The sequence below is a fragment of the Paenibacillus solanacearum genome (assembly GCF_910593845.1).
In the GTDB taxonomy this organism is placed as follows: Bacteria; Bacillota; Bacilli; order Paenibacillales; family NBRC-103111; genus Paenibacillus_G; species Paenibacillus_G solanacearum.
Genome location: NZ_CAJVAS010000024.1, coordinates 1 through 25469, shown reverse-complemented (window position 1 = coordinate 25469; position 25469 = coordinate 1). Strand labels below are relative to the sequence as shown.

The following is a 25469-nucleotide window of genomic DNA, read 5'->3' as shown; positions in this document are numbered from 1 at the left end:
GTATATAATTAGAGAGATTGATAAGCAAAAACAAACGGACAAGCCCCGATAATTCCGTAGGGGCTTGTCCGTTTGTCGTAATAGTTGAAATGTACGGCCTTGCCGTCTCATTTCTTCGCACCTTGCGCTAACGATTTTCGGTCGATGGCCTCCGGCTGTTTTTCCATCCATCCGTGTTTGACCATAATATTGAAACAAAGCGCGCCGGCCTGCATCGCATGGTTGGATACATTGGTGTAGTTTACAATAACGTCCGAACGCAAGCTGGAACCTAATGCCGCACCGTAATAAGAAAGAGCCGCATTGACTAAGAACGCTGCATGGAACATCATCAATTTGTCGGAAAACGGACTTACAGTGGAATTCGTGATATCCGCGTCCCATTTCTCGGGTATGGGCAAAAGATCTTCTTGCAATATCGCGTTAAAGCTCTCGGCGTCCGCCCCCGCAAGTTTGACGTTTTTCTGCATGAACTTGCGAACGTCTTCCGTTTCTGCGACTTGACTGAAAGCAAGGCTGAGCGATTTGATAAATCCGGTTTTTTTGGAGTTAAAGAAGAGGTTCGTGATCTCGGAGGTACTGAGCGGCCGTTTGTCTCCGAATAAATTCGACAAGATCCCCATCGTATCCATGAACTCTACCCCGTGGGGTGAAGGGACGGAGGGAACACTTGAAAACTCCGGTTTGTTTTTAGCGTAATCCATCGTTTTTTGGAACAATTCCTTCGATTCTGCCACGCATTCGAAATAATAATTTTGGATATCCTTCCGCTCCGAGTTGGTGATCGCCAAGCTATAAGCGGTGAGCCCATGGATCGTCATCATATTCGAGTAAAAAAGCAAAAACGAGTCGGAAAACAGCCGCGGCGCCTTAAGATTCACATCACTCGCTGTAAACCCTTTGGGAATTTGAAAGTTTGCGTTGTTAAAGAATTCGACGATTTTCGTAATATGGCTCTCAGCTAATTGCAATGCAAAAGCGAGTATGGGTTTGATTTGTTCGTTCTCTACAATGGTCAGGAAATATTTGTAAATACATACGGCCATACTGTCGCCTGAATATTGAAACCAAAGCGCGGACACCTCTGCAGCGGTTAAATCAGACGAAGTAGGTTTGTTCGTTGTTGTATTCAAAGAAAGTACCTCCAAGTGTGGTCATGTTTCGTTCCATTAGGTTGCCATTATTTTATGGTATTTGGTACGAAGTATACGCGTTAATCGGAAGCGCTATTTGTATGAAAGCGTAACCTGGGTTCGTGTAATGATGTCCATATGCACCAGGATGCCAGCTGCGACGCCGCATCGGTATACATACAGGTCGCGTCTGTCATTCCGTGCTAAGCAAGGTATGGTACAATACGGTGAGAGTCATTTTATGTAGGCGCCGGTACGCTATAGTCCGCCTCGGGAATAGAGGTTCTTCTTGCGCCAAGCGGTATTACCATCTAAATGAATAATAAAGGAGAGACCTATGGAGAAACTGGATGTCCGGAACCACGTGGTCCAAACGAGCGAGGAGCTTAGGGAGCTGGTGGGAACCCCGCATGAAGCCGTCGTGAAGAAAAGCATTGCCATGATCAGCGAACAAGCCCAATCTTTCATCAAGCAGTCTCCGATGCTATTTATGTCCACCGCAAGCCGAAGCGGACAATGCGATGTTTCCCCGCGAGGCGACGAGCCTGGGTTTGTGTATGTGGCCAATTCGCAGCAGCTGATCATCCCCGATCGCCCAGGCAACAAGCGAGTTGATTCGTTAAATCATATTGTAGACAACCCGCATGTGGGATTGTTATTTGTCATTCCGGGCATGGAAGAAGTATTGCGCGTGAATGGACGAGCGGTCATCATCCGGGAGCATCCGGTATTGGAACATCTCAAGTTTAAGGGCAAGGCGCCCTTGCTGGGTATCCTCGTTGACGTAGAGGCATGTTTTATCCATTGCCCCCGGGCATTGAAGCACGCCGGCATTTGGAACCACGAAAGCTGGCCGCCGAAGGATCAGCTCCCGTCGTCTATGGACATATTTCATGCTCATTTGAGAATAAACGGCTACAAGGTCGATTAAGCCGGGAGTCCGACCCTGCAGATCAGAAAAGGCCCGTATCAGCGTATAGTGGAAGCTGAGGGCCTAGCATAATGTCCCATTCCCAGCAAGCAGGTAGGCAAACCCTTGGTTTTTTAAGAATTCTCGCGGTTTTGCTGCCGGTTTCTCGGTTTTTACCTTGAGCGGCGCGACATCACTTAATTTTCCGGCTTTAAAATCGCATATAACTATCATATAATAATAGATAAGGAATTGATCCGTAATCAAAGCGATACCCTTGAATAGGTTTTCCTGAAAAGATGTGTGACGGAGGTCGCACCTTGTTTGCTGTGGAGCGCCTACATCTTTTCCTTCAAATATATCGTGTTAGGACGGTAAAAATGAGTAACAGACAAATGAAAACAGACGTTATCTTAATTGGTGCCGGAGTCATGAGCGCGACGTTGGGGTCACTGCTGAAGGAGCTAGTGCCGAGCTGGAAAATTACCGTGTTCGAGAAGCTGTCGAGTGCAGGCGAGGAAAGCTCGAACGAATGGAATAACGCAGGGACGGGTCATGCCGCATTGTGCGAGTTGAACTACACTGCGCAGAAACCGGACGGGTCCATAGATATTAGTAAAGCGATCAGCGTGAATGAGCAGTTTCAAGTGTCCATGCAATTCTGGTCTTATCTCGTAAAGAGCAATCTGATCCGCAACCCGCAGGACTTTATTATGCCCATCCCTCATATGAGCTTAGTACAAGGGGAACAAAATGTAGCGTTTTTGAAAAAACGCTTTGAAGCCATGACCAGCAATCCGCTGTTTCAAGGGATGGAATTCTCCGATGATCCGGCGAAATTGAAGGAATGGATTCCGCTGATCATGAAAGACCGCCCGGCGAATGAACCGGTTGCAGCGACTCGAATCGAATCCGGCACGGATGTCAACTTTGGCGCTTTAACGCGCATGCTGTTCGATCACTTGAAGAGCAAAAATGTCGACATTAAGTTTAAGCATCAGGTCGACGATTTGAAACGCACGAGCGACGGCTTGTGGGAATTAAAAGTGCGGAATCTCGATAGCGGGGCCGTCGAGCGCCATACGGCAAGATTCGTCTTCATCGGCGGCGGGGGAGGAAGCCTTCCTTTGCTTCAAAAGACGGGCATTCCGGAAGGAAGACATATCGGCGGCTTCCCGATTAGCGGCTTGTTCATGGCATGCAACAATCCGGAGGTTGTCTCGCAGCACCATGCCAAAGTATACGGCAAAGCGAAAGTGGGCGCGCCACCGATGTCCGTTCCGCACCTGGATACGAGATTTATCGATAATAAGAAATCGCTGCTCTTCGGGCCGTTCGCGGGCTTCTCACCGAAGTTTCTGAAGACTGGCTCCATGTTCGATCTGCTCGGTTCGGTGAAGACGGATAATGTGATGACGATGCTGGCGGCAGGCGCCAAAAATCTCGGCTTGACCAAGTACCTGATCCAGCAGGTCATGCTTTCCAAAGAACAGCGCATGGAAGAACTGCGCGAGTTTATCCCGAACGCCAAGAGCGAAGATTGGGATTTGCTGGTGGCGGGTCAGCGTGTGCAAGTAATCAAGGATACGGCTGCCGGCAAAGGAACGCTTCAGTTCGGTACGGAAGTGGTGAGTGCCTCGGACGGATCGGTTGCTGCTCTGCTCGGCGCTTCGCCGGGCGCTTCTACGGCGGTTTCCGTTATGCTGGAAGTTATCGAGAAATGCTTCCCGCAGCAGTTGAATGCTTGGGCACCGAAAATAAAAGAAATGATCCCTTCGTATGGCGTGTCGCTCGTGAAAAATCCGGAGCTGGTTGAGAAAATCCATACCTCCACGGAGCGGACGCTCGGATTGAGCAGTGAGCCTCGATCCGCCAAACGAGCATAAAATGTAAATAGCACGGTGTGAAAAACGGCCTTCGTCCTGAAATTTCAAGACGGAGGCCGTTTCGCTTTTGTGGACAATCCCCGGATCGGATATTTGTATTTCGGTAAAAGGCTCAAGGCACATAAGCGCCTACAACTTCAAATTTCGGCTCATTGTCTATCGTCATATATTTCACTTCGATCACTTGGCCTGCTTGGAATGCAGGGATATGAACGATCGGGATCACGGTGCGCACGACGGTATGGATTACTGCGCCGTCCTGCTTCGTCACGGTCAGATCGAGCAGCACTTCCGGCTGGTCGTCAAGCTGCGCGTTCGTTGACCGGATCGAGTTGATGACCGCTTGCGCGGATGTCCCGCCATCCAGAATCGCCTTGCGTTGAGAGAGCTTGCGGCTTCGGCTTCGCAGTTCTCTGACCACGATTGCGATCGTCAGAAACGTCGTAATAACGGAACAGATGATGATCATCGCGATGATAAGGCTCAACGGAATACACCTCGCAGTCCATCGGTAGTGGGAAATGGAAGGAATGCCCTTTGCTTGGTTTTAAGTTTAATGTACCGGCATTCGCAAGTCTATGCTATTGAAGAAAATAGGGGATTTGGCCTATAAGCGCGTCGAAATATCCCACTAGGGACAAACTTGCATCTGCGGTTTCTTCATGATACCTTCATGATATGAACGTCTTTCTGTGGTATCATTACTACATAAAGAAATTTCACCCAAACCAAGGAGGAACATATCCATGTCTCTTATCGGAACAGAAGTAAAACCATTCAAAGCATCGGCTTACCAGAACGGCAAATTCATCGATGTGACAGAAGCTGAATTCAAAGGGAAGTGGAGCGTCGTTTGCTTCTACCCTGCAGACTTCACGTTCGTATGCCCGACGGAGCTTGAGGATTTGCAAAACCAATACGAAACATTGAAAAGCCTCGGTGTGGAAGTATACTCCGTTTCCACGGACACGCACTTTACGCATAAAGCATGGCATGACAGCTCCGAGACGATCGGCAAAATCACGTACATCATGATCGGCGACCCTTCGCATACGATCTCCCGCAACTTCGACGTGTTGATCGAAGCTGACGGTCTGGCAGACCGCGGTACGTTCATCATCGACCCGGACGGCGTGATCCAAGCGGTTGAAATTAATGCAGGCGGCATCGGCCGCGATGCAAGCATTCTCGTGAACAAGGTTAAAGCTGCTCAATACGTTCGGAACAACCCGGGCGAAGTGTGCCCTGCGAAATGGCAAGAAGGTTCCGCAACGCTGAAACCGAGCCTTGATCTTGTCGGAAAGATCTAAGGAGCGATAACTTATGGCACTGGACGCAGAGATAAGAGCACAGCTAACTCAGTACCTGCAGCTCATGGAAGGCGATGTGCAGATCAAAGTGAGTGCGGGGTCCGATGCCGTATCCCAGGATATGCTGGCGCTGGTGGATGAAATCGTCAGCTTATCGTCCAAGATCACGGTGGAGAGAGCAGAATTGTCCCGAACGCCGAGCTTCAGCGTGAATCGCGCGGGAGAAGACACGGGGATTGTGTTCGCCGGCATCCCGTTAGGACATGAGTTCACTTCTTTGGTGCTTGCACTGCTTCAAGCCAGCGGCAGACCGCCCAAGGTGGAGCAAGATCTCATTGATCAAATCAAGGGAATCCGCGGCGAATACCGCTTCGAAACCTACGTCAGCCTGAGCTGCCATAACTGCCCCGACGTCGTACAGGCGCTGAACATCATGAGCGTCCTGAATGCCGGCATCTCGCATACGATGATCGACGGTGCGGCATACAAGGACGAGGTGGAGAGCAAGAACGTCATGGCCGTGCCTTCGGTCTACCTCAACGGCGAATTTTTCGGCAGCGGACGTATGTCGCTCGAAGAAATTCTCGCCAAGCTGGGAACGGCTCCGGACGCATCGGAACTGGCCGGCAAAGATCCGTTCGACGTGCTCGTCATCGGGGGCGGCCCCTCCGGCGCCAGTGCGGCGATCTATGCGGCGCGCAAAGGCATTCGCACCGGCATTGTCGCTGAACGGTTCGGCGGTCAAGTCATGGATACGATGGGCATCGAGAACTTCATCAGCGTCAAGTACACTGAAGGTCCGAAGCTCGTGGCGAGCCTGGAGGAGCATGTCAAGGAATACGGCATCGATGTGATGAAGCTGCAGCGCGCGAAGCGTCTGGAGAAGAAGGAGCTCATCGAAGTCGAGCTCGAAAGCGGCGCTGTGCTGAAGAGCAAAGCTGTCATTGTCTCCACGGGCGCGCGCTGGCGCAATGTCGGCGTCCCGGGCGAAGCGGAGTTCAAGAACAAGGGCGTGGCTTACTGCCCGCATTGCGACGGTCCGTTGTTTACGGGCAAAGATGTAGCCGTCATCGGCGGCGGCAACTCCGGCATCGAGGCGGCCATTGACCTGGCCGGTATCGTCAAGCACGTGACGGTACTCGAGTTCATGCCTGAGCTGAAAGCCGACGCCGTCCTGCAGCAGCGTCTCTACAGCTTGCCGAACGTGACGGTTCATAAGAATGTGCAAACCAAGGAAATTACCGGTACGGACAAAGTCGACGGGATCACCTTTATCGATCGCGAGACGGGGGCGGAGCAGCACGTCGAATTACAGGGCGTGTTTGTTCAGATCGGCCTTGTACCGAACACCGATTGGTTGGGCGATACGGTGGAGCGCTCGCGCTTCGGCGAAATCGTCGTAGACCGTCATGGCGCTACGAACGTCCCGGGTGTATTTGCTGCGGGTGACTGCACCAACAGTGCCTACAAGCAGATCATCATTTCCATGGGATCGGGTGCAACGGCTGCCTTGGGCGCATTCGATTATCTCATTCGAAATTAACCGGTTCGGTTGTGTTATATAGTAAAAGAGCCCCTTCTCGGGGCTTTTTTTTGCATCGCTTTGTCTTTTACCGTTTCTGGAAAAGGCAGGGCTATTAGCCGTTTCTACATCCAGCCGGTGGAAGGAAGTCGAGACCGTCATTTGCTTGGACCGGTAAAACCTGACTAACCACCCGCTGCCGCATTTTCCCATTGATCCTTCTGTATTCGTAAGCATAAACCATAAGCAGTTGAACTTGTGCGGAAATCCGGCTGCATTCATAATCTTCTTAAATGTTGTCAACAGTATGATTGACAAAACGTAGTTTTCCTTTTGTTGTTTCGAATGGCCGGATTGATTTACGATGATATCGATCCGGTTCGCCAGATCGAAAAAAAGAAAGCGATTTTCTAAACAGGAGGAACCCAATATGCAACAGGTGCCAAACAACAACGCTTCGTCTGGGGGAATTCGCGTCGGCGTCCAAAAATTTGGACGTTTTCTCAGCGGCATGGTGATGCCCAATATAGGGGCTTTTATCGCATGGGGGATCATTACGGCATTGTTCATTCCTACGGGATGGCTGCCGAACGAAACGTTAGCCAAGCTCGTCGGCCCCATGATTTCTTACCTGCTTCCGCTGCTGATCGGGTATACTGGCGGTACAATGGTGCACAAGCAGCGCGGCGGCGTGATTGGCGCGTTGATGACGATGGGTATTATTATCGGTACCGATATTCCGATGTTCTTGGGGGCCATGATTTGCGGTCCGCTGGCGGCATGGGTGCTGAAGCAGTTCGATAAATCGATCGAAGGGAAAATCAAGTCCGGCTTCGAAATGCTGGTGAACAACTTCTCGCTCGGCATTATCGGCGCCATTCTTACCTTGATTTCGTATTCCGGGGTCGGTCCGCTCATCGAGCAGCTGACACGAATTTTATCTTCCGGCGTGCAGTTTATGGTCAACCATAATTTGATTCCGCTCGCTAATATTATTATCGAGCCGGCCAAAATATTGTTTCTCAACAACGCGATCAACCACGGGGTACTGAGTCCGATCGCCCTGGAAGAGGCATCGAGAACGGGCAAGTCGATTTTGTTCATGCTGGAGTCCAATCCGGGCCCGGGACTGGGCATTCTGCTCGCTTACATGGTTGCCGGCCGCGGTACGGCAAAGCAATCCGCTTCCGGCGCAGCGATCATCCACTTTTTTGGCGGGATTCACGAAATTTACTTTCCGTACATCTTGATGAACCCGCGTCTCATCTTGGCCGCGATTGCGGGAGGCGTAGCCGGCACGTTCACCTTCACGCTGTTCGGCGCCGGCCTCGTCGCTCCGCCTTCGCCAGGCAGCATCTTTGCTTACATGGCCATGGCGCCCAAGGGCGGGCTGCTTCCGGCACTCAGCGGCGTGATCGTTGCGGGTATCGTCTCGTTCGCCATCGCTGCCTTGCTGCTGAAAACGACGAAGAGCAGCGCCGAAGACAGCGGCGATCTGGAGCAGGCCTCGGCCAAGATGAAGCAAATGAAAGCCGCAGGCACGCCAGCGGCAGCCGCTGCCGCCGTTGCGGAAGCAAGCGATCGGCTCGCCGACAGCGACAGCGGGGTGCACAAAGATCGGACGAACGTGCATAAGATTGTTTTTTCCTGCGATGCCGGGATGGGGTCCAGCGCAATGGGCGCATCGGTACTTCGTAAGAAAATGAAGGCGTCCGGTTCGGAGATTACGGTAACCAATACGGCGATCAGCGATATTCCCACGGATGCCGATATCGTCATCACGCATAAGACGCTAACCGATCGCGCCAAGCTTCAGGCGCCACAGGCCGAGCATATTTCGATCGACAACTTCTTGAAGAGTCCGGAATATGACAAATTGGTAGATCGCCTCACGTAAAGCGTCCTTTCAATCAAGGCTGCTGGCGCCGGAACCTCGTTTCCGGCGTCAGGGCCATTCTATCGTTATAGGAAGGTTATGGCGAATGTCTATGTCCAGCCGCACCCGCCGAATCATCGAATTGCTGCTTCAGAGCGATCAAGAGCTGACGGCGGCGCATATTGCAGAAGAAATACAGGTGAGCTCAAGAACGGTCCACCGTGAATTGGCGACGGTGGAGGACTTCCTGCAGAAGCATGGAGTCGAGCTGCTGAAGAAGTCCGGCTCCGGTATCCGGCTGCATGGAGACGAATCCGCGTTAGCGCGGCTTGCCCAGCTCGTCGCCGTCTCGGAAGGCGTCGAGTTCTCTCCGGAAGAAAGGCAGCTTTATGTATTATGTCTGCTGCTCGAAAGCGACGAACCGATCAAGTTATACGCGCTGGCGCATGAATTGAAAGTAACCGTTCCTACGATAAGCAGCGATCTGGATGAGCTTGACGGCTTCGTGTACAAGTTCGGGACCGTCTTGACCCGCAGAAGAGGCTACGGGGTGGAGCTCTCCGGTTCGGAGGAGCAGCTCCGCAATATGATCCGGCACCTTATTCGGTGGCGCATCGACGATACGGAGTTGATTGCCTCCCGGGAAAAGCAGCCGGCTCACCCGCTCGATCGGCAGTTATTCGAGTTGGCGGGAAAATCGGAGATGGAAGCGGTCGAGACGATTTTATGGAGCTGGGAAGAAGCGTGGGCCGGCGGGTTAAGCGAGAACTCCTATACGGAATTGTTAATCCGGCTGTCTATCGCCCTGCGGCGCATACAGGCGGGCAAGGCCATGGAGGCGCATCAAACGGCAGAGCAGGAGAGCAGCTTCGTATCGCATCGCGAACCCGATGCGGTGTACCTGACGGGATTATTATCGGAGCGAATGCGGCTGGCCTTGTCTTCCGCGGAGTCGGCTTATATATCGAGACTGCTGCGCTCGGCCCAGGCGGAGGATTTGTCGCTGCTGCCTGCGGACGATTTGGCGCTCACCGACAAGGTGCGCTCGCTGATCCACGGCGTACAGGTTGCGATGGGCGTCGACTACGGCAGTGACCGGTCGCTGCGCGAAGGCTTGTTTTTCCACATGAAGGATGCGCTGCCGCGGCTGAACGACGGACATCACATTCGCAATCCGCTGCTGGATCAGATTAAAAAGGACTATGCCGCGCTATTCGGCATTGTACGCCAAGCGGCGGACCGCGTGCTCTCGGGTATCGAGGTGCCGGACGAGGAGATTGGATTCCTCGTGATGCATTTCGGAGCATCCCTGGAGCGGCTGAAGCAGCTGCGGCGGGATGTACGCGCCATTCTCGTATGCTCGAGCGGAATCGGCTCCTCGAAGCTGCTGCAGATTCGGATGCAGAAGGAGCTCCCGCAAATTCAAATTGTCGGGCGCGTATCGTGGTATGAAGCGTTGCGAACGGAGAAAGACAAGTATGACCTTATTATTTCTACGGTCGACCTGCCATTAGAGCCGGGGCAATATATGAAAGTAAGTCCGCTTCTGATGGAAAGCGAAGTCGAACGGCTGCGATCATTCGTACAATCGGTATTGAACCGGAAACGCACAGAGACGTTCATTCCGGAACGGCAGGGGCTGCCGGAGGTGCCGGCGTTCGAGCAGTTATTAAGCTTGAAGACGACGCTCGACGAGATGGTTAGCCTGATGGCGCAGTTCAAGGTTATTCGGCTCGGCGAGTTAAGCGGGGAGCTGCCTCTTATTCTGCACGAGGCTTGCCGGTATGAGGAAACGAGGGGCGTTCTGACGGACGCGTCGTTGGTAGCGGAGCGGCTGGTACAGCGCGAGCAAAGCGGCAGCCAGATCATTCCGGGGACCGAAGTCGCTCTGTTTCATACCCGGAGCGGGGAAATTACGCGATCGTCCCTCTCGTTATACCGGCTGGAGACGCCGCTGACGGTCACTACGGTACCGCCGGCGCGCCTGAGCCAGTTCCTGTTAATGCTTGCGCCGCGCACGCTGCCCCGGGAAATTCTCGAGGTACTCAGCGAAATTAGCGCCATGCTGCTTGATGCGGACATGATCGATTTGCTCGAAGCCGGCGAGGAAGCGGAAATTCGCAACTATATTACGGTTCATTTGAAACGATTCTTCAATACAAAAATGGAAGCGAGTGAGATACAGTGAGTATTTTGTCTGCGGATAAAGTGAAATTGAATGCAACGGCGAAGGATAAATTCGATGCGGTGCGCATGGCTGGACAACTGCTCGTGAGCGCGGGGCATGTAGGCCCGAGCTATGTGGAAAGCATGATCGAGCGGGAAAATTCGTTGTCCACCTATATGGGCGGGGGCCTTGCCATTCCTCATGGGACGAGCGAATCGAAAGGTTCCATTCAGTCGACGGGGCTGTCGATTGTGCAGCTTCCGGAGGGCGTCGACTTCGGCGAGGGCAATATTGCGCATCTGGTCATCGGCATTGCGGCTGTCGGCGACGACCATCTCGACATTTTGACGAACGTTGCGATGGTTTGCTCCGATGACGACAATATGGAGCAAATATTGAAGGCGTCGACGCCGGAAGAAATGATCGCGATCTTCGAAAGTGGGATGGAAGCCTGATGAAAGCATTACATTTTGGAGCGGGGAATATCGGGCGGGGTTTTATCGGATTGCTGCTCTCGCAGTCCGGGTACGAGGTGATTTTCTCCGATGTGAACAAGACGGTCGTCTCCGAGCTGCAGATACGCGGGGAATATACGGTGACGCTGGCCAGTCAGGACCGGGAACAGCTGCAGGTGAACGGCGTCACCGCGATTGACGGGACGGAGGCGGACACGGTCGCTTCGGCGGTGGCGGAGGCGGATTTGATCACGACGGCCGTCGGCGTCAATATCTTGAAGCATATCGCGGCAGGCCTTGCCCGCGGGATTGAGAAACGCATTGCAAGCGGCGCGGGACCGCTACATATTATCGCCTGCGAGAACGCGATCGGGGGCAGCACGCTGCTCAAAGAGCAGGTGTACGCCCACCTGGATGAAGCAGTAAAGGCACAAGCGGCCGAAGTGATCGCTTTTCCCGACGCGGCGGTAGACCGGATCGTCCCGATGCAGCATCACGAGGATCCGCTGGCGGTGACGGTAGAGCCGTTCTATGAATGGGTCGTTGACGAATCGGCGATGCTGCAAGGGTACAGGCCAATCCAAGGCGTCCATTACGTTCCGCACTTGCTGCCGTACATCGAGCGCAAATTGTTTACGGTCAATACCGGACATTGCACGGCGGCCTATCTGGGCAGCCTGAAGGGATACGAAACGATTCAGCAGGCGATGGCCGATGAGGCGATTGCCGGTGAAGTGAAGGCGACGCTCAAGGAAACCGGGGCGGTTCTGGTCGCGAGATACGGCTTTGATCCGGCGGAGCATGACCGCTATATCGATAAAATTATCGGGCGCTTCTGCAACGACCAGCTGATCGACGAAGTGACGCGCGTCGGGCGCTCGCCCATCCGCAAGCTGTCGCCGAATGACCGGCTGGTGAAGCCGGCTCTGCAGGCCCATGAATTAGGGATTGCCCCTGTCCAGCTGGCCAAAGTGATGGCGGCGGCGCTTTACTTCGATTATGCCGACGATCCCGAATCGGCCGAGCTTCAACAGTCGATTCGGGACAAGGGCGTAGAGCAAACCATAACGCAGTATACCGGAATTCACGAGGGACATCCGGTCTATCGCTTGATTATGGACAGCTACGGCAGCATGGCCGCTCAATGCATCTAAGTTAAACCAAGCCAAGAAAGGAGCATGCTGTATGGCCACTACGTTAACCGGTGTTGCGGCATCCCCCGGAATCGCCATTGCCAAGGCGTTCCGGTTTGCCAACCAATCCTATACGCCGCAAAAGCAGACCGCAGCCGATGCCGAGGCGGAAGCCGGGCGTCTCCGGCAGGCGATCGAGAAGGCGAAAGGCGAGATCGAGAACATCCGCCGCCTAACGGAGCAGAAGCTGGGCGCGCAAAAAGCGGAAATTTTCGAAGCACATCTGCTGCTTCTCGAAGACCCTGATCTGGTCGATGCGGTATTCGATAAAATCGCAGGCGAGCGGTTGAATGCAGAATACGCGTTGTACGAAGTGACGTCGGGCGTCGTGGAGATGCTGCTGGAGCTCGACAACGAGATGGTTCGCGAGCGCGCGGCCGATGTGAAGGACGTATCCGGGCGGATTATGAGCCATTTGACCGGCAAGCCGTATGCAACCTTGTCCGGTATTTCCGAGGACACGATCATCCTGGCCGAGGATTTGACGCCTTCGGATACTGCGCAGCTCGATCTGAACTACATTCGCGGGTTCGTGACCGAAATCGGCAGCCGCACGTCGCACTCCGCGATTATGGCGCGCTCGCTCGAGCTCCCGGCCGTCGTTGGCGCGGGCACACTGCCGGCTTCCATCGCGGAGGGCATGCCGGTTATTCTCGACGCGACGGAGGGCCGCGTGTTCGTCGACCCGCCGGAGCAAGTGCTGGCGGAGTACCGCGAGAAGAAACGGCAATACGACGAGCGCCGGGCGGAGCTGAAGCGACTCGCGCAGCAGCCTTCCGTTACGGCGGATGGAGCGCATCTCGAGCTGGCCGCCAATATCGGCAGCATCGAGGATTTGACGAAGGTGCTGGAGAACGGCGCGGACGGGGTCGGACTGTTCCGCACGGAGTTTTTATACATGGGGCGAAATTCGTTCCCTTCGGAAGAAGAGCAGCATCAGACGTATAAGCATGTGCTTGAGAAATTAGACGGCAAGCGCGTCGTCATTCGTACGCTGGATATCGGCGGCGACAAGGAGCTTCCTTATCTGGAGCTGCCCAAGGAAAGCAATCCGTTCCTGGGGCTTCGCGCGCTGCGGTTGTGCTTGAAGCGGGAGGACCTGTTCCGTACCCAGCTGCGGGCGCTGCTGCGGGCGAGCGTGCATGGACGGCTGAACATCATGTTTCCGATGATCGCGGTGCTGAGCGAGCTTCGCGAGGCGAAGCGGGTGCTGGAAGAGGAGCGCGAGAAGCTGGAGCGGGAAGGCGTGCCCGTGTCCGATTCGATCGAAGTAGGCATGATGATCGAGATTCCGGCCGCGGCGCTGGGCGCCGATCATTTGGCGAAGGAAGTCGACTTCTTCAGCATCGGCACGAACGATTTGATCCAGTACACGATGGCCGCGGACCGGATGAATGAATCGGTCGCATATTTGTATCAGCCGTATCATCCTGCCATCTTGAGGCTCGTCGATATGGTCATTAAAGCGGCCAATCGGGCGGGCATATGGACCGGCATGTGCGGTGAGATGGCAGGAGACCCGACGGCGATTCCGCTTCTGCTTGGCATGGGCTTGAACGAGTTCAGCATGAGCGCCGGTTCCGTACTGCCTGCACGCGAGCTGGTCAGCCGGCTGTCCAAGACGGAATGGGCGGCGCTGTCGGAGCAGGCGCTTGCCATGGGAACGCAGGAAGAGGTCAAACAATTTGTAGAGCAAAGGAGCAACCTATAATGCTATCGCAGACGTATACCGTTATTCATCCGTCTGGGTTTCATGCCCGCCCGACGAAGCTGTTCGTGCATGCGGCGACCCAATTCCCTTGCAAGGTCACGCTGATCAAGGGAACGAAAAAAATGAACGGCAAAAGCTCGCTCGGCTTGCTCGCCCTGGGCCTGGCCAAGGGCGACGAAGTGACGCTGGAAGTGGACGGCGAGCGCGAGGAAGAGGCATTGCAGGAGCTCGGCGCGATGCTGACCAAGATTTACGAAGAGTAGACGGAGCTATAGACTATGAGGAAGAACCCGCGGCAGCTTAGAAATGCCGCGGGTTCTTTGTATTATTGGCGTGGAAATTTGCTCCTCCGCCTTGTGAGCCTGGTACATTTCATTGCCTCCCCTTACCGCGCATGCCCCGAGTCAATCACCGCTTGCTCCGCAAACAGGCGGCCCATATCTTCCGCCGATAGCGGCTTGTGGAAGTAATAGCCTTGAATCCAGTCACAGCCATGTTCGATCAGGAAGCGGTACTGCTCCTCTGTCTCCACACCCTCGGCAATCACGGTGAGCTTCAAGCTTCGGGCCATCGCGAGAATCGCTTTGACGATTGAAGCCTTGTCCGGATCGGCGGAAACTTCATAAATAAACGTTTGCGCAATCTTGAGAAATTCAACTTGAAACAGCTTCAAATAGCCAAGGGACGAGTAGCCGGTGCCAAAGTCGTCCATCGAGATACGCACGCCCATCTGTTTGAGCGCGAGGAGCTTCTGCAGCGTCTCCTGCTCGTCTTGAATGGCGGTTCCCTCGGTAATCTCGAGAACGAGCTCTTCCGGCGGAAGCCCGGTCTCTTCCAGGATGTCGGCCACACTGCAGACGAAATTCGGCTCGCTGATTTGCCGGAATGAGACGTTGACCGACATATGGAACAACGGTACCCCCGCATCCTTCCACTGCTTCGCCTGCCGGCACGCGTTGAGAATGACCCATCGCCCGATCGGAACGATCAGGCCGGTTTCCTCGGCAAGCGGGATGAACGCTGCGGGCGAAACCATGACGCCAGACTGCTTCTTCCAACGGATCAGCGCTTCGACCCCGACCAGCTCTTGGCTGACGGCATCGATCTGGGGCTGGTAATACAGGAGCAGCTCTTCTTGCTCCAAGGCGCGGCGCAGTTCCGTATCCATCGCAATTTTCTGCGACAATTCCTGCGTTAACCGTTCGGAATAAAAGACGGCCCGTCCTCTGCCAAGCGCTTTGGCCTGATACAAGGCGATATCCGCATGTTTGAGCAGGGACGTAGCGGTCGTTCCGTCTCGCGGGTACATGGATATACCGATGCTGACGGCCATTCGGAATTCGAGCTGCCCGATGCGAATCGGCTTGCCGATCTGTTCGATGATACGCCCGGAAAGTTCGAGCAGTTCTTGCTCCGATGCCACATCGGCGTACAATATCGTAAATTCGTCTCCTCCCATCCGCGATGCAAAAAAACGGTTATCCGCGAACGAGGACAGCCGGCCGGCAACCGATTGGATGAGCTCATCCCCGACGCCGTGGCCATAGCTGTCATTGACGTATTTAAACCGGTCGAGGTCCAAAAACAGGACGGCAAAGGCCTGTTCATTGCCGCCTAAGCGGCTCGCCCGAGTGATCGCTTCCGTCGTCCGGCGCTCGAACGAACGGCGGTTCGGCAGCATGGACAGCGGGTCGTAGAGCGCCAAATATTCCGCTTGGCGGAGCGCTTGCCGCAGGCGCATCATCAGCGTATCGTTCTCAAGCAGCACCGTCACTTGGCGGATGACGATGAGGACGACAGTGACGATAGCAGTGCTGAGAATGACATCGATGGAACGCCAATGGACTCGGTGCAGCGTGAGCAGCAGCAGCACGATCAAGCCGCTGTAAGGCAGCAGGTATTTGAATTTGGGGCCGGCACCATCCTCGTCTGTTCGGATCTCCTCCGGTTTTGTTTGAACGGCTTGTCTACCTGCGTAAACGAAAAGCAGTACAGACACGCCGTACAGCAGGTCGATCCAGCTGCCGACCTCGTATGTGCCTAAGGCGACCATTGAAAAGTAGAACATATCGCCGAGGATAAAGACGGCAAATCCCAAAACGATCCATAGGAAGACCTGCCTACGATACGGGAAGCGATTGGAGTAAAAAATCATGAACAGGCACACAAACAGGGCCAAGTCGGCGAACGGATACGAGGAGGTAATGGCGACGTCCCACCAGGTTGTCGTGCTGAACAAATCGGCAAGGCGCGGGCGGATCACAAACTTCCAGCTGACCGCCGCGACAATGAGGAAGAGGATGAGCGTGTCGAACAAAAGGCGGATGTTCCGGTAGATGCTGCGATCGCGCATGAGCAAGGAGACGAGCGCGCCCACATAGGCAATGCTCTGCAAATTCCAGAATATATCACCGATGCTCAAAATGGGCGTCTGTACACCGTAAATCAGATCAAGCGCGATCCAAGAGACGATGGCCAGCGTGTAACAAGCGCTGCCGAGTGACAACAAGTTCCAGAACCAGCGGTAATATGCGCTGTGCGCAGCGGCGACGTGCCGGAGAAGGAAGAAGGACAGCACGAAAGGGATCGTTTCCCCGATCAAAATCAGGACGGGGTGCTTGTCCCAAATGAGTGATGCTGCATACTGCAGGCCGACGGTGCCTGCGATTATGGCGAGGAAGCCTTTGCTATGTAACCATGTTGCCATCTTCGGGTTCTCTCCTTGCACGGTAGTGAGTCTTGTTGGTTTAACGAAGCGGTGGGCTTTTGCTCATTGCAGGTGCGGAAAGCAGCAGCCAGGTGGCGTACCGCGCACAAGCGTGTCTGCATCAGCGGGCTGTGTCGACGCATAGCGCGGTCAGCCCGCATGTATCCCCGCTGCCGCATCGGTGCAGCGCAGCGCGGCGATCGGTCGAATCTCAGCCGGCTTCAATCCTGCGGAGCCGCTGGAGCCACCGTATCATCCGGTATAACGAACGATACGACCGTCCCATCATTCGGTTTGCTGACAATCGACAAGCCTTGGCCATAGAGCTGGATCAATCGACGATTCGTATTGGCAAGGCCGATCCCGCGCTTTCCACGGAACGTCGGAGTGAGCAGCTGCGCGATTTTATCCGGTTCGATGCCTTTGCCGTTATCTTTGACCTCGATCCGGGTAAAGCCCTTCTCCCCGGCAATCCGGATATGCACCGTCCCGCCTTTATTTTGGCTCAAGAGGCCGTGCTTTACGGCATTCTCGATGAGCGGCTGAATGGAGAGCGGAGGGAGACGAAGGTGAATGCCGGGCTCAACATCCCATACGACCGTTAGTCTGTCCTCGAAACGCGCCTTTTCGATATATAAGTAGGCTTCGGCAAGCTTCAATTCATGCGTCAGCTCCACCAACTGCCCGGTATTGAGGAAATCGAAGCTGATCCGCAAAAACGACGCAAACGCATCGGCGAGCTTCCGCATTTTGTCCGGATCGGCTATGCTGAGCGCCATAATGGAATTCAGCGTGTTGAACAAAAAATGGGGATGGATTTGCGCCTGCAAGTAAGCGGCTTCCATGCGCAATCTTTCATTGATCGATTGCTTCAGTCCGATCAGCGCGCGAATGCGGTATTTCAATTCTACTGCGTCGACCGGCTTGGTTACGTAATCGCTCGCCCCGGACTGGAATCCAGTATAAATGTCGGCGGGCTGGCTTCGCGCCGTCAGCAGCAGCACTGGGAGCTCGGACAAAGAATAGTGCTCGCGGACGCGGCGGGTCAGCTCGTAGCCCGACATGTGCGGCATCATGACGTCGGCGATCAGCAGATCCCATTGGCCCGTGCCGAGCAAGTCGAGCGCATCGCGGGCGGAGTTCGCCGTGGTGATGGTGTACGGCTCGGAAGAAAGGATGCCGACAAGTACATTCAGGTTGACCGGGTCGTCGTCCACGGCGAGAATATTCAGCTTCGCGTCCAGCAGCAGCGGCGGGACCGCGACGGTGGCCGCCCATTCATGCATTGCCGCATTCGCAAGCGCATCTTCCGGGCAGGCATCTGCGGCATGGGGAGGCGGGCGGTCTTCCGCAAGGCCGGGGGACGGCGGGACGACGGCCGGCTTGGATGCGCCGGCGAGTGGCAGGCCGAAACGGAATACGGAGCCTTGGCCTGGTGCCGAGCGAACGGTCAGCGTGCCGCCGTGCAGCTCTACCCGCTGCTTGCAAATGCTAAGGCCCAGTCCGATGCCTCGTCCGTTGCTCATGCCGTACGCGCCCTGTTCGTAACGGAGAAACACGCGCGACTGCGTGCTTTCGTCCATGCCGACCCCGGTATCCGCAACATGGATAAAGGCTTCGTCATCGCTCCATTCGGCGAATACGGAGATCGATCCTTCGTCCGTATATTTGAGTGCGTTATGCAGCAGGTTGTACAAAATTTGCACGAGCCTCTTTTCGTCGGCCAGCACCGGGGGCATCGATTCCGCAATATCCATACGCAGCTCGATCCGCTTGCCTTGCGCCATATACTCGAGCATGCCGATCACACCTGGAGCGACCGACTGTATATGCACAGGCTCCTGCCGCAGTACGATGCGGTGCTCTTGAAGCCGCGCCACGTCAAGCAGATCGCCGAGCATATGCGACATGCGCCTGCTGATCGTAATGAGCAGCTCCATGTCTTTGTGGCTGCGCTCATGCAATCTGTCCTTCTCGCGGGTCATAACGGTTTCCGCAATGTTCATCATGCCGTGCAGCGGCGTTCGAAGCTCGTGCGACGTATTGGCGAGAAATTGATCCTTCAGCTTGTCGGTTCTCTTCAGCTGCTCCGTCAGCTGGGCGTTTTCCCTGGCTTGCCGGAAATATTTCTTGAACCAGTATGCCGCGAAGCCGATAATGGCGGCCATGATGTCCACGGGGTAGTAGATCAGTGTCGCCGTCAGATGCGAGTTCCACAAGCTCCATAGCAAGCTCGATATAATGCCTATCGCCGATAACAGCAAGAAGATGTTGTCCGCGTCGGTCTGCCGTCCGAATATCATCGTTCCAGCGGTATAAACGAACCAGACGAAAGGGACCAAATAAAACAGGGAGAACAGGCCGTATTCAACAATGCCGTGCACCGCGGCCGCGCTTGCGGCCGTCAGCCCTACGGAGAACGCGACGCTCATCGCGGTGAATAATTGAAACCAACGGTGATTGGCGGGCGGCGCCGCAAATTTACGGAAGAGCAGCAGAATGAAATAGGAATGCCATAGGAGTGCCAGCAGCCTGATCTTGAGCCCCCATGCATAGTTGATCGGCAGCCACAGCAAGAGCAGGTTGTCATAGCCGGCCATGACCGCAATGCCGGTAGTGAGCGTCAGCAGACTGACGATGAGCAGCGCTTTCTCATGACGATTGAACAAGTATAGGATGCAGGCGTACAAGCCGTGCAGCAGCAAGAGAATAAACGTCACCAGCTGAAATCCGATGGAGTACCAGCGCACGTAATCGATCGACGCCTGGGAGCCGAACCGGATGGAGCGTAATATACCGCCTTGGTACGGGTTGTCGAAGTTCGCGGCTTGGATGAGCACTTCGAGCGTTTCTTGCCCCTTCACGGTGTAGGTTGATGTGAAGGACATCTTCATGGGGGTGTACTCGCTTGCCGTTCCGGCGGGTCTTCCGATCTCCCCTTCGGACATTCCGTTGATTTCAACACGAGAGGCGGCTTCTATATTTTGAAGCCATAAGGAGACCGGCTGTTCGAGCGGGTCGATCAAAATGCGCAGCCGGTAGGTCCCGAAGCCGATCGGGGAGCCCGGGTCTTCCGGAAGCGCGCCGCTCCAGTTTCCCGGTACTTGTATAGGGCGGAAGGCGGCTTCCGCCGATGCGATGTCCGGGTAGGAGAGGAGCTTGCCCGGAGAGAAGTCCCACTCGCCATCCAGGTGGATGGAGGGGGATTTCTGCAAATCCCAGCCGCGCAGGTCGAGCACGCCGCGGACAGCTCGGGGATGGTCGGCCGCGGCGAACATATCGAACCAAGCCCAGCGCAGACCGAGGAGCAGGCTGAGAAAGGCGAGCATGACCGCTATATATTTCAAGAGGCTTCGATTTGTCGTTGTCATCATACAAGGACATTTCGACAAATATCGCGTTATTCCTTTATTCCAATTTATATATGGAAATTATAAAGATTGTTAATGATGAAGGAAGGGAAAGGGGGGGCATCCGGGCGGATCGCTCCGGCTAGAAGACGGCAAGCAAGCCTGCGCCGATGCGTTGATCGATGCAGGCTTGCGGGCGTTATTCTCCCCGGATTTGACGCCACAGGGTCATGTGTCAACGTTAGGCCGTAAAAGCTGCTTTGGTTGCTTTGGATGCCATCAATAGGCGGGTCAGGTTCAACAACTGCTCGACCGCGCTTTCAGCCCTGCTGCGTATGCCTTCATCTATAGGACAACCCTCTGCGTCAAAGCGGCCGGACCCCATTCCGATGGACATCCACTCCGGGCAGTTCACTCCGTGCAAGTTGCGCACAATGCTCTGCAGCTGCAGCAGCGAGCTGACCCCCAGAGGGCCGCCTGCGGAGCTGACCGACAGTACCGGTTTGCCCGCAACGTGACCGGCATTCATGTAATCCAACGCATTTTTCAACACACCTGAAATCGATCCGTGGTATTCCGGGGTTGCGATGACCAAACCGTCGGCCAGCGTTACGGCTTCTAGCAAACGGTGGACATCGGGCGGAAGCTCCGGCATATCCGGGGAAAAGAGCGGCAGCGGCAGCTCCCGCAAATCAATCAGCGCGACCGTCACCTGACGGTCGTTCAACAGCGTCTCCATATAGCGAAGCAGGGAAGTGCTCGCCGCCCCCAGGCGGTTGCTTCCTGCGATCAATGTAATGTTCATATCGAATCACCTTTCATTGTGAAGTGGGATGGGTTCTGCATGGTCGCGGTCTGGTTGTCGCCGGCTGACAAACAAACCTTTTTATGATAACATGTGACTATAACGTCACCTTTATAATATGTTACCAATTAGTAACGTGTCAAGGAGAAGTGCGGTTTTTTTCATATGCCGTCAAGAAGGAGGTGTGCCGATTGGAAAATGAAATCTTCAAAGCATTGGCTGATCCCAGCCGCCGCACGCTATTGGATCTGCTCCATGCCTCGGACGGGCAGACGCTAAACGAGCTTTGCGCGCCGCTGCAAATGTCGAGATTCGGCGTGATGAAGCATCTGAATATACTTGAGGAGGCCGGGCTGATCACGACCCGAAAAGTCGGCAGGGAAAAGCTGCATTATTTGAACGCCGTGCCGATCCGTCAAATATACGACCGATGGGTAAGCAAGTACGCCGAACCTTGGGCGATGGAGCTAATATCACTTAAAAATGAATTGGAGCGTGGAATCCCTATGGATAACAAACCTCGGCATGTCAACCGCATCGCCATTAAAGCGACGCCCGAACAAGTATGGCAGGCGATTACGGACCCGGCCCAAACATCGAAGTTCTGGTTTCACTGTTCGATTCGCTCCGACTGGGAAATCGGATCTCCGCTCGAATTATGGGATCAGCAAGGGGAGAAAAAAGCCGAAGGCGTCATTCTCGTTTGCGATCCCCCGCATCAGCTAGCCATGAGCTGGAAGTTCCTTGCATTCCCGGACGCAGCCGGAGAAGCTCCGTCAAGAATGACGTGGGAGATTGCGGCGCATGGCGAATTGCCCGGTGTGACGCTCGTCACGGTCGTGCATGACGAATTCGAAGAGGCGGCCCACACCGCGAAAATTCTTGAAAACGGGCTGCCGATCGTCCTTTCCGGGATGAAAACATTCCTTGAGACCGGATCCACGCTGTCCGGAAATTAGAGCGCTGGCGGAAGGAGCGGGATGCGGAACAATGCGCGGCAGTGCAGGGGCAGCGTAGCGGCGCATCAGCTGCAGGCATGCCCATACGAAAAAACCAGACCGGTTTCGTGCCGGTCTGGTCTTCGTAAGGGTACGTATGCTATAGGTGCTTCGTTACTCTTCCGGTGTGTTTTATCGGCGAGTTTTCGTCAGGTTACAGGCAGCAATAGGCTTTCCTGAAGGGCGCGTTCCCACCACCATATCTCTTGTGTTGTCCGGTGCTCGTTAATAAGGAATACATCCAGATGATCGGGGCGGGATAGCCTGAGCTTGGCCTGATATTCCCTTTTCAACAATAATTCATTGCCGCTGCCGAAGTGAAAAATAACGAGCCGCTTTCCTTCCGCGGCCAAAGCCCGGAACAGCCCGTTGATATGACCGTCATCGCCGCTGAACGAATAGCCGATGATGCAGATCAGATCGGACTGTTGGAACTTATCGTACAGCTCCACATATTTTCGCGACATCGTGACGGAAGTTAACGGTTTCACTCCGCTCTGGGTAAATATAAAAGGAACGACCAGATGCCCGCCGTCGGTCAGGGGCTCATCCGGGTTGGAAGTCGATATACTATTGCAGTACGGATCATACCGTTCGTCCACGCTGCCATTCAGATGGTAAACCGGGATAGGTGGGATGGGGCGGGATTCAAGGACTTGCTCCACGTAGCTGTTATAGTTCGTCGTTCCGATCGCGGTAATGGAAGCATGCTGCGATAGAGACTCCAAATCGTGATAATAGCCGGGACCGTACGCCAGCTTGTCCGCGTCCATACCGTGCTGCGTGCTGATATATCTTCTGACCGTATGAAGAAAGATACTGATTTTGGTGAACTTGGCCCAGTGGGCCCGGGGGTTATACAAGTAGCGAAAGTGACTGTCGATCAGGGCTTGATAATCCATCGCCCTCGAATACAGATCTTCAAGAAGGACTCGGCCCAATTCGATCATGATGTCCGTAAGCGTACTTTGCGATGAGACCGGGTTCGGTTTCTCCTCAAGCACAATTTCCATGCCGGTCTGCCCGACGTTCCGGTAGTCCAGATTGAATATGCCGGATAGATCGTCAAAGACCGACAGTTTCTCGGGGGCCGACTCGAACAGTTCTTCATTCAGCGTAGAAATGAGCCGTTGCCCGCAAGCTCCGATAAGCAATTCAAGAATGGCGCGAAGGATCCGCTGCAGCATCCTGCTTTCCTGTGTCTCCAATAATTTGAGCATAGCGGAGAAAAAATCAGAGTCGAACAGCCGTACGTTCTCAGCCAATCGATTGTTGAGCTTCACCGCTTGTCCGTAGGAGAAATCGCCGATATCGAATCCCATTTCCTCTTTATACTTCGTTCTAACTTCCTCTTCGTCTAACGACCAATATTTTAAAAGCCTATGTACATTTTCATCAAAGTTTTCCAGGTACGTTAACATTTCTTCGCGTCGATACTCCAAGCTCGATGTAACGATTCCCTCGAAGTCCGCTTTTCCAAACACATGAATGCGTTTTTTCAAATAGTTGTTCGGCAGCCATTTTGCAGCGTAGTGGGAAGTATTGCTGATATGTTCAAGCTGCTTTCGAAACTCGGCTTTGTCGTCCTCCACGGGTGTTCTGAACAGATCCAGCGCAAACGTTCCTCCCGAGGGCAGCCCGTAACCGATCTCGGCGCCAGCCCCGAAAAACAATGCGATTTTTGCCCTTGCCATTGCGACGCACCCCCGGCTATAAAATCGAAAGACAACCTCTATTCCATTATAGTCTGAATATGGAAATAGAAGAAGAGCGAAACCTGCTCAGGTACAGAAGAAAAGAAATGTAATTTGTGCTGGATATTGTATGGAACTTGCTGTAAAATGGATTTATATAATGAAACTAATTTTCATCTAATGAAACTAAATCAAAGGAGGAGTCGATATGACATTTCGCTATGCGGGCCTTGACCACGTTCAATTGGCTGCGCCAGTTGGGTGCGAGTCGGAGGCAAGAGCGTTCTATACCGGCGTCTTGGGCTGGAGCGAAATACCGAAGCCCGAACCGCTGCGAAGCCGCGGAGGCGTTTGGTTTTGGTGCGGCGCGCATCAAGTGCATATCGGCGTGCAGCATGGCTTTGTCCCGGCGACCAAGGCGCATCCGGCGTTTCATGTGCACCATATCGACGCGCTACGCGGCCGTTTGCTGGAACAGGGCTTGGAAGTAACGGATGACGATGCGCGGGCCGACGAGGGAGTGAAACGGTTTTATTTGAACGATCCGTTCGGGAACCGGCTGGAGTTTCTTGAATGGCTGTAACCCGCACGGTCTGAAAGCAGGTGCAGGCCTTCCTGCCCGATTGCAACCGAATCGCCTAATTTATTGAGGGAGTGTGGACGTGAATGAACAACAAACAACGATTTTCGGACCGGGTGGATTCCTATGTGAAGTACCGCCCGAGCTACCCGAAGGAAGCGCTCGATTATTTGTACGATCAGGTTGGACTTCGGGGCGGTAAGGAAGTGGCCGATATCGGAGCGGGAACGGGCATTTACTCCAAACTGCTGCTGGAGCGGGGAAGCCGCGTGATTGCCGTTGAGCCGAACCTTGAGATGCGGGAAGCGGCGGTGCACGCGCTGGGAGGGGACCCGAACTTTCGCGCTGTGGCGGGGGCGGCCGAGGCGACGGGACTGCCGGACCAATCCGTATCGTTCATCGTCTGCGCGCAAGCGTTCCACTGGTTCGACAGAAGCGCCGCGCAAGCGGAGTTCGCGCGGATCTTGCAGCCTGGCGGTAAGGTCGTCCTGCTGTGGAATTCACGGCTGACGCACGGCACTCCGTTTCGGGAGTCGTATGACCAACTGCTGCACACGTTCGGCACTGATTATAAAGAAGTGAACCATAAAAACATTTCGCCGGACATTTTGGCCGCTTTCTTCAAACCGGGGACGATGCAAGAGGCCCGATTCGCCCAGCAGCAAGCGTTCGACTTTGAGGGATTGCGCGGGCGGCTGCTGTCGTCTTCCTACAGCCCTCCGCCCGGGCATCCGAAGCATGAGCCGATGATCAGCGAATTGCGGCACATCTTTGATCGCAATCAGCAGGATGGTCAAGTGTTTTTCGACTATGAAACCGAGGTGTTCTGGGGCGAGGTTTAGCAGGCAATCAGCTTGTTCCTCGTGGAACACAAGCATGAACTGTTGGCCGCCGGACAGCAACAAATGGCAGTCGCATAAAGAGCTGTAATGGAACATTTTGTACGAACTTTCTGGGGGTTTTTGCCGGTGCTGGCAAAAACCTTTTTTCATTTCAGCGTGCCCAGCCAAGCACGCATCTTCTAGCCGGTGAAAGTCCGGTCACGGGAGGAGCCAAGCCCCCGTGTAGCTAGGATGCCTGCGTACGGAGAAATCTGTGCGCAGAAGCGCATCGACAAAAGTACCCGTCAGAGACGGGGCGAGCAACCGGTCAGGCCGTAACATAAAGTGAAT

Annotated in this window: 19 protein-coding genes; 13 read left to right on the top strand and 6 right to left on the bottom strand. The window is 54.5% G+C overall.

Annotation, left to right across the window (positions count from 1 at the left end):
* Nucleotides 1–107: 107 nt before the first annotated feature.
* Nucleotides 108–1133, bottom strand: a complete 1026-nt coding sequence (locus KXG62_RS21860; protein WP_246627576.1) for a DUF3231 family protein — start codon at nucleotides 1131–1133, stop codon at nucleotides 108–110.
* 337 nt (nucleotides 1134–1470) lie between these two features.
* Between KXG62_RS21860 and KXG62_RS21855 the strand changes: the two genes are divergently transcribed.
* Together KXG62_RS21855 and KXG62_RS21850 are read left to right on the top strand one after the other, a co-directional pair.
* On the top strand, nucleotides 1471–2064 hold the full coding sequence (locus KXG62_RS21855; protein ID WP_218094144.1) for a pyridoxamine 5'-phosphate oxidase family protein: 594 nt from the start codon (nucleotides 1471–1473) through the stop codon (nucleotides 2062–2064).
* Between the two features lie 278 nt (nucleotides 2065–2342).
* A complete protein-coding gene (locus KXG62_RS21850) occupies nucleotides 2343–3929 on the top strand; it encodes a malate:quinone oxidoreductase (RefSeq protein WP_218094143.1) in 1587 nt (528 codons plus the stop codon).
* Nucleotides 3930–4041: 112 nt separating this feature from the next.
* Here KXG62_RS21850 and KXG62_RS21845 read toward each other — a convergent pair whose 3' ends face one another.
* A complete protein-coding gene (locus tag KXG62_RS21845) occupies nucleotides 4042–4416 on the bottom strand; it encodes a hypothetical protein (RefSeq protein WP_218094142.1) in 375 nt (124 codons plus the stop codon).
* 259 nt (nucleotides 4417–4675) lie between these two features.
* Between KXG62_RS21845 and ahpC the strand changes: the two genes are divergently transcribed.
* The 8 genes from ahpC (at nucleotide 4676) to KXG62_RS21805 (ending at nucleotide 14426) form a co-directional block, all read left to right on the top strand.
* The gene (gene ahpC, locus KXG62_RS21840) at nucleotides 4676–5239 is read left to right on the top strand and encodes an alkyl hydroperoxide reductase subunit C (RefSeq protein WP_218094141.1); all 564 of its coding nucleotides are present in this window, start codon (nucleotides 4676–4678) and stop codon (nucleotides 5237–5239) included.
* A gap of 13 nt (nucleotides 5240–5252) precedes the next feature.
* Complete coding sequence (ahpF, locus tag KXG62_RS21835; RefSeq protein WP_218094140.1) at nucleotides 5253–6782, top strand: alkyl hydroperoxide reductase subunit F; 1530 nt, start codon at nucleotides 5253–5255, stop codon at nucleotides 6780–6782.
* Between the two features lie 409 nt (nucleotides 6783–7191).
* A complete protein-coding gene (locus KXG62_RS21830; protein ID WP_218094139.1) occupies nucleotides 7192–8658 on the top strand; it encodes a PTS mannitol transporter subunit IIBC in 1467 nt (488 codons plus the stop codon).
* 85 nt (nucleotides 8659–8743) lie between these two features.
* Entirely contained in the window at nucleotides 8744–10825 is a 2082-nt protein-coding gene (locus KXG62_RS21825; RefSeq protein WP_218094138.1) for a BglG family transcription antiterminator, read from the top strand.
* Nucleotides 10822–11259: a PTS mannitol transporter subunit IIA gene (locus KXG62_RS21820; protein WP_218094137.1), complete on the top strand. Its 438-nt coding sequence runs from the start codon at nucleotides 10822–10824 to the stop codon at nucleotides 11257–11259. The genes KXG62_RS21825 and KXG62_RS21820 overlap by 4 nt, the downstream gene beginning before the upstream one ends.
* Nucleotides 11259–12413: a mannitol-1-phosphate 5-dehydrogenase gene (locus KXG62_RS21815; RefSeq protein ID WP_218094136.1), complete on the top strand. Its 1155-nt coding sequence runs from the start codon at nucleotides 11259–11261 to the stop codon at nucleotides 12411–12413. Before KXG62_RS21820 ends, KXG62_RS21815 begins: the two co-directional genes overlap by 1 nt.
* 31 nt (nucleotides 12414–12444) lie before the next feature.
* Complete coding sequence (gene ptsP, locus KXG62_RS21810) at nucleotides 12445–14163, top strand: phosphoenolpyruvate--protein phosphotransferase (protein ID WP_218094135.1); 1719 nt, start codon at nucleotides 12445–12447, stop codon at nucleotides 14161–14163.
* Nucleotides 14163–14426 (top strand): HPr family phosphocarrier protein, encoded by a 264-nt coding sequence (locus tag KXG62_RS21805; protein WP_218094134.1) that lies wholly within the window; start codon nucleotides 14163–14165, stop codon nucleotides 14424–14426. The genes ptsP and KXG62_RS21805 overlap by 1 nt, the downstream gene beginning before the upstream one ends.
* Nucleotides 14427–14548: 122 nt before the next feature.
* On the opposite strand, the gene KXG62_RS21800 is transcribed toward KXG62_RS21805, so the two are convergent.
* The 3 genes from KXG62_RS21800 to KXG62_RS21790 all read right to left on the bottom strand — a co-directional run bounded on the left by KXG62_RS21800 (nucleotide 14549) and on the right by KXG62_RS21790 (nucleotide 21025).
* The gene (locus KXG62_RS21800) at nucleotides 14549–16870 is read right to left on the bottom strand and encodes a putative bifunctional diguanylate cyclase/phosphodiesterase (RefSeq protein ID WP_218094133.1); all 2322 of its coding nucleotides are present in this window, start codon (nucleotides 16868–16870) and stop codon (nucleotides 14549–14551) included.
* A 221-nt stretch (nucleotides 16871–17091) separates the two neighbouring features.
* Nucleotides 17092–20244: a hybrid sensor histidine kinase/response regulator gene (locus KXG62_RS21795; protein ID WP_246627574.1), complete on the bottom strand. Its 3153-nt coding sequence runs from the start codon at nucleotides 20242–20244 to the stop codon at nucleotides 17092–17094.
* Nucleotides 20245–20461: 217 nt separating this feature from the next.
* Entirely contained in the window at nucleotides 20462–21025 is a 564-nt protein-coding gene (locus tag KXG62_RS21790) for an NADPH-dependent FMN reductase (protein ID WP_218094132.1), read from the bottom strand.
* Between the two features lie 191 nt (nucleotides 21026–21216).
* Between KXG62_RS21790 and KXG62_RS21785 the strand changes: the two genes are divergently transcribed.
* Nucleotides 21217–21984 carry an ArsR/SmtB family transcription factor gene (locus tag KXG62_RS21785; protein ID WP_218094131.1) on the top strand — a complete coding sequence of 256 codons (768 nt, stop codon included), beginning with the start codon at nucleotides 21217–21219 and terminating at the stop codon, nucleotides 21982–21984.
* A gap of 188 nt (nucleotides 21985–22172) precedes the next feature.
* Here the strand turns inward: KXG62_RS21785 and KXG62_RS21780 are convergent, their stop codons facing one another.
* Nucleotides 22173–23717 carry an SIR2 family protein gene (locus KXG62_RS21780; protein WP_218094130.1) on the bottom strand — a complete coding sequence of 515 codons (1545 nt, stop codon included), beginning with the start codon at nucleotides 23715–23717 and terminating at the stop codon, nucleotides 22173–22175.
* Between the two features lie 208 nt (nucleotides 23718–23925).
* Here KXG62_RS21780 and KXG62_RS21775 point away from each other — a divergent pair, with 208 nt between their 5' ends.
* Complete coding sequence (locus KXG62_RS21775; RefSeq protein ID WP_218094129.1) at nucleotides 23926–24300, top strand: VOC family protein; 375 nt, start codon at nucleotides 23926–23928, stop codon at nucleotides 24298–24300.
* Between the two features lie 83 nt (nucleotides 24301–24383).
* On the top strand, nucleotides 24384–25139 hold the full coding sequence (locus tag KXG62_RS21770; protein ID WP_218094128.1) for a class I SAM-dependent methyltransferase: 756 nt from the start codon (nucleotides 24384–24386) through the stop codon (nucleotides 25137–25139).
* Nucleotides 25140–25469: the final 330 nt, after the last annotated feature.

Bases quoted from the DNA above. Each gene is read 5' to 3' on its own strand.
- KXG62_RS21855 (WP_218094144.1), top strand. From the start codon at position 1,471: ATGGAGAAACTGGATGTCCGGAACCACGTGGTCCAAACGAGCGAGGAG.
- KXG62_RS21850 (WP_218094143.1), top strand. From the start codon at position 2,343: ATGTGTGACGGAGGTCGCACCTTGTTTGCTGTGGAGCGCCTACATCTT.
- ahpC (WP_218094141.1), top strand. From the start codon at position 4,676: ATGTCTCTTATCGGAACAGAAGTAAAACCATTCAAAGCATCGGCTTAC.
- ahpF (WP_218094140.1), top strand. From the start codon at position 5,253: ATGGCACTGGACGCAGAGATAAGAGCACAGCTAACTCAGTACCTGCAG.
- KXG62_RS21830 (WP_218094139.1), top strand. From the start codon at position 7,192: ATGCAACAGGTGCCAAACAACAACGCTTCGTCTGGGGGAATTCGCGTC.
- KXG62_RS21825 (WP_218094138.1), top strand. From the start codon at position 8,744: ATGTCTATGTCCAGCCGCACCCGCCGAATCATCGAATTGCTGCTTCAG.
- KXG62_RS21815 (WP_218094136.1), top strand. From the start codon at position 11,259: ATGAAAGCATTACATTTTGGAGCGGGGAATATCGGGCGGGGTTTTATC.
- ptsP (WP_218094135.1), top strand. From the start codon at position 12,445: ATGGCCACTACGTTAACCGGTGTTGCGGCATCCCCCGGAATCGCCATT.
- KXG62_RS21805 (WP_218094134.1), top strand. From the start codon at position 14,163: ATGCTATCGCAGACGTATACCGTTATTCATCCGTCTGGGTTTCATGCC.
- KXG62_RS21800 (WP_218094133.1), bottom strand. From the start codon at position 16,870: ATGGCAACATGGTTACATAGCAAAGGCTTCCTCGCCATAATCGCAGGC.
- KXG62_RS21795 (WP_246627574.1), bottom strand. From the start codon at position 20,244: ATGATGACAACGACAAATCGAAGCCTCTTGAAATATATAGCGGTCATG.
- KXG62_RS21790 (WP_218094132.1), bottom strand. From the start codon at position 21,025: ATGAACATTACATTGATCGCAGGAAGCAACCGCCTGGGGGCGGCGAGC.
- KXG62_RS21780 (WP_218094130.1), bottom strand. From the start codon at position 23,717: ATGGCAAGGGCAAAAATCGCATTGTTTTTCGGGGCTGGCGCCGAGATC.
- KXG62_RS21775 (WP_218094129.1), top strand. From the start codon at position 23,926: ATGACATTTCGCTATGCGGGCCTTGACCACGTTCAATTGGCTGCGCCA.
- KXG62_RS21770 (WP_218094128.1), top strand. From the start codon at position 24,384: ATGAACAACAAACAACGATTTTCGGACCGGGTGGATTCCTATGTGAAG.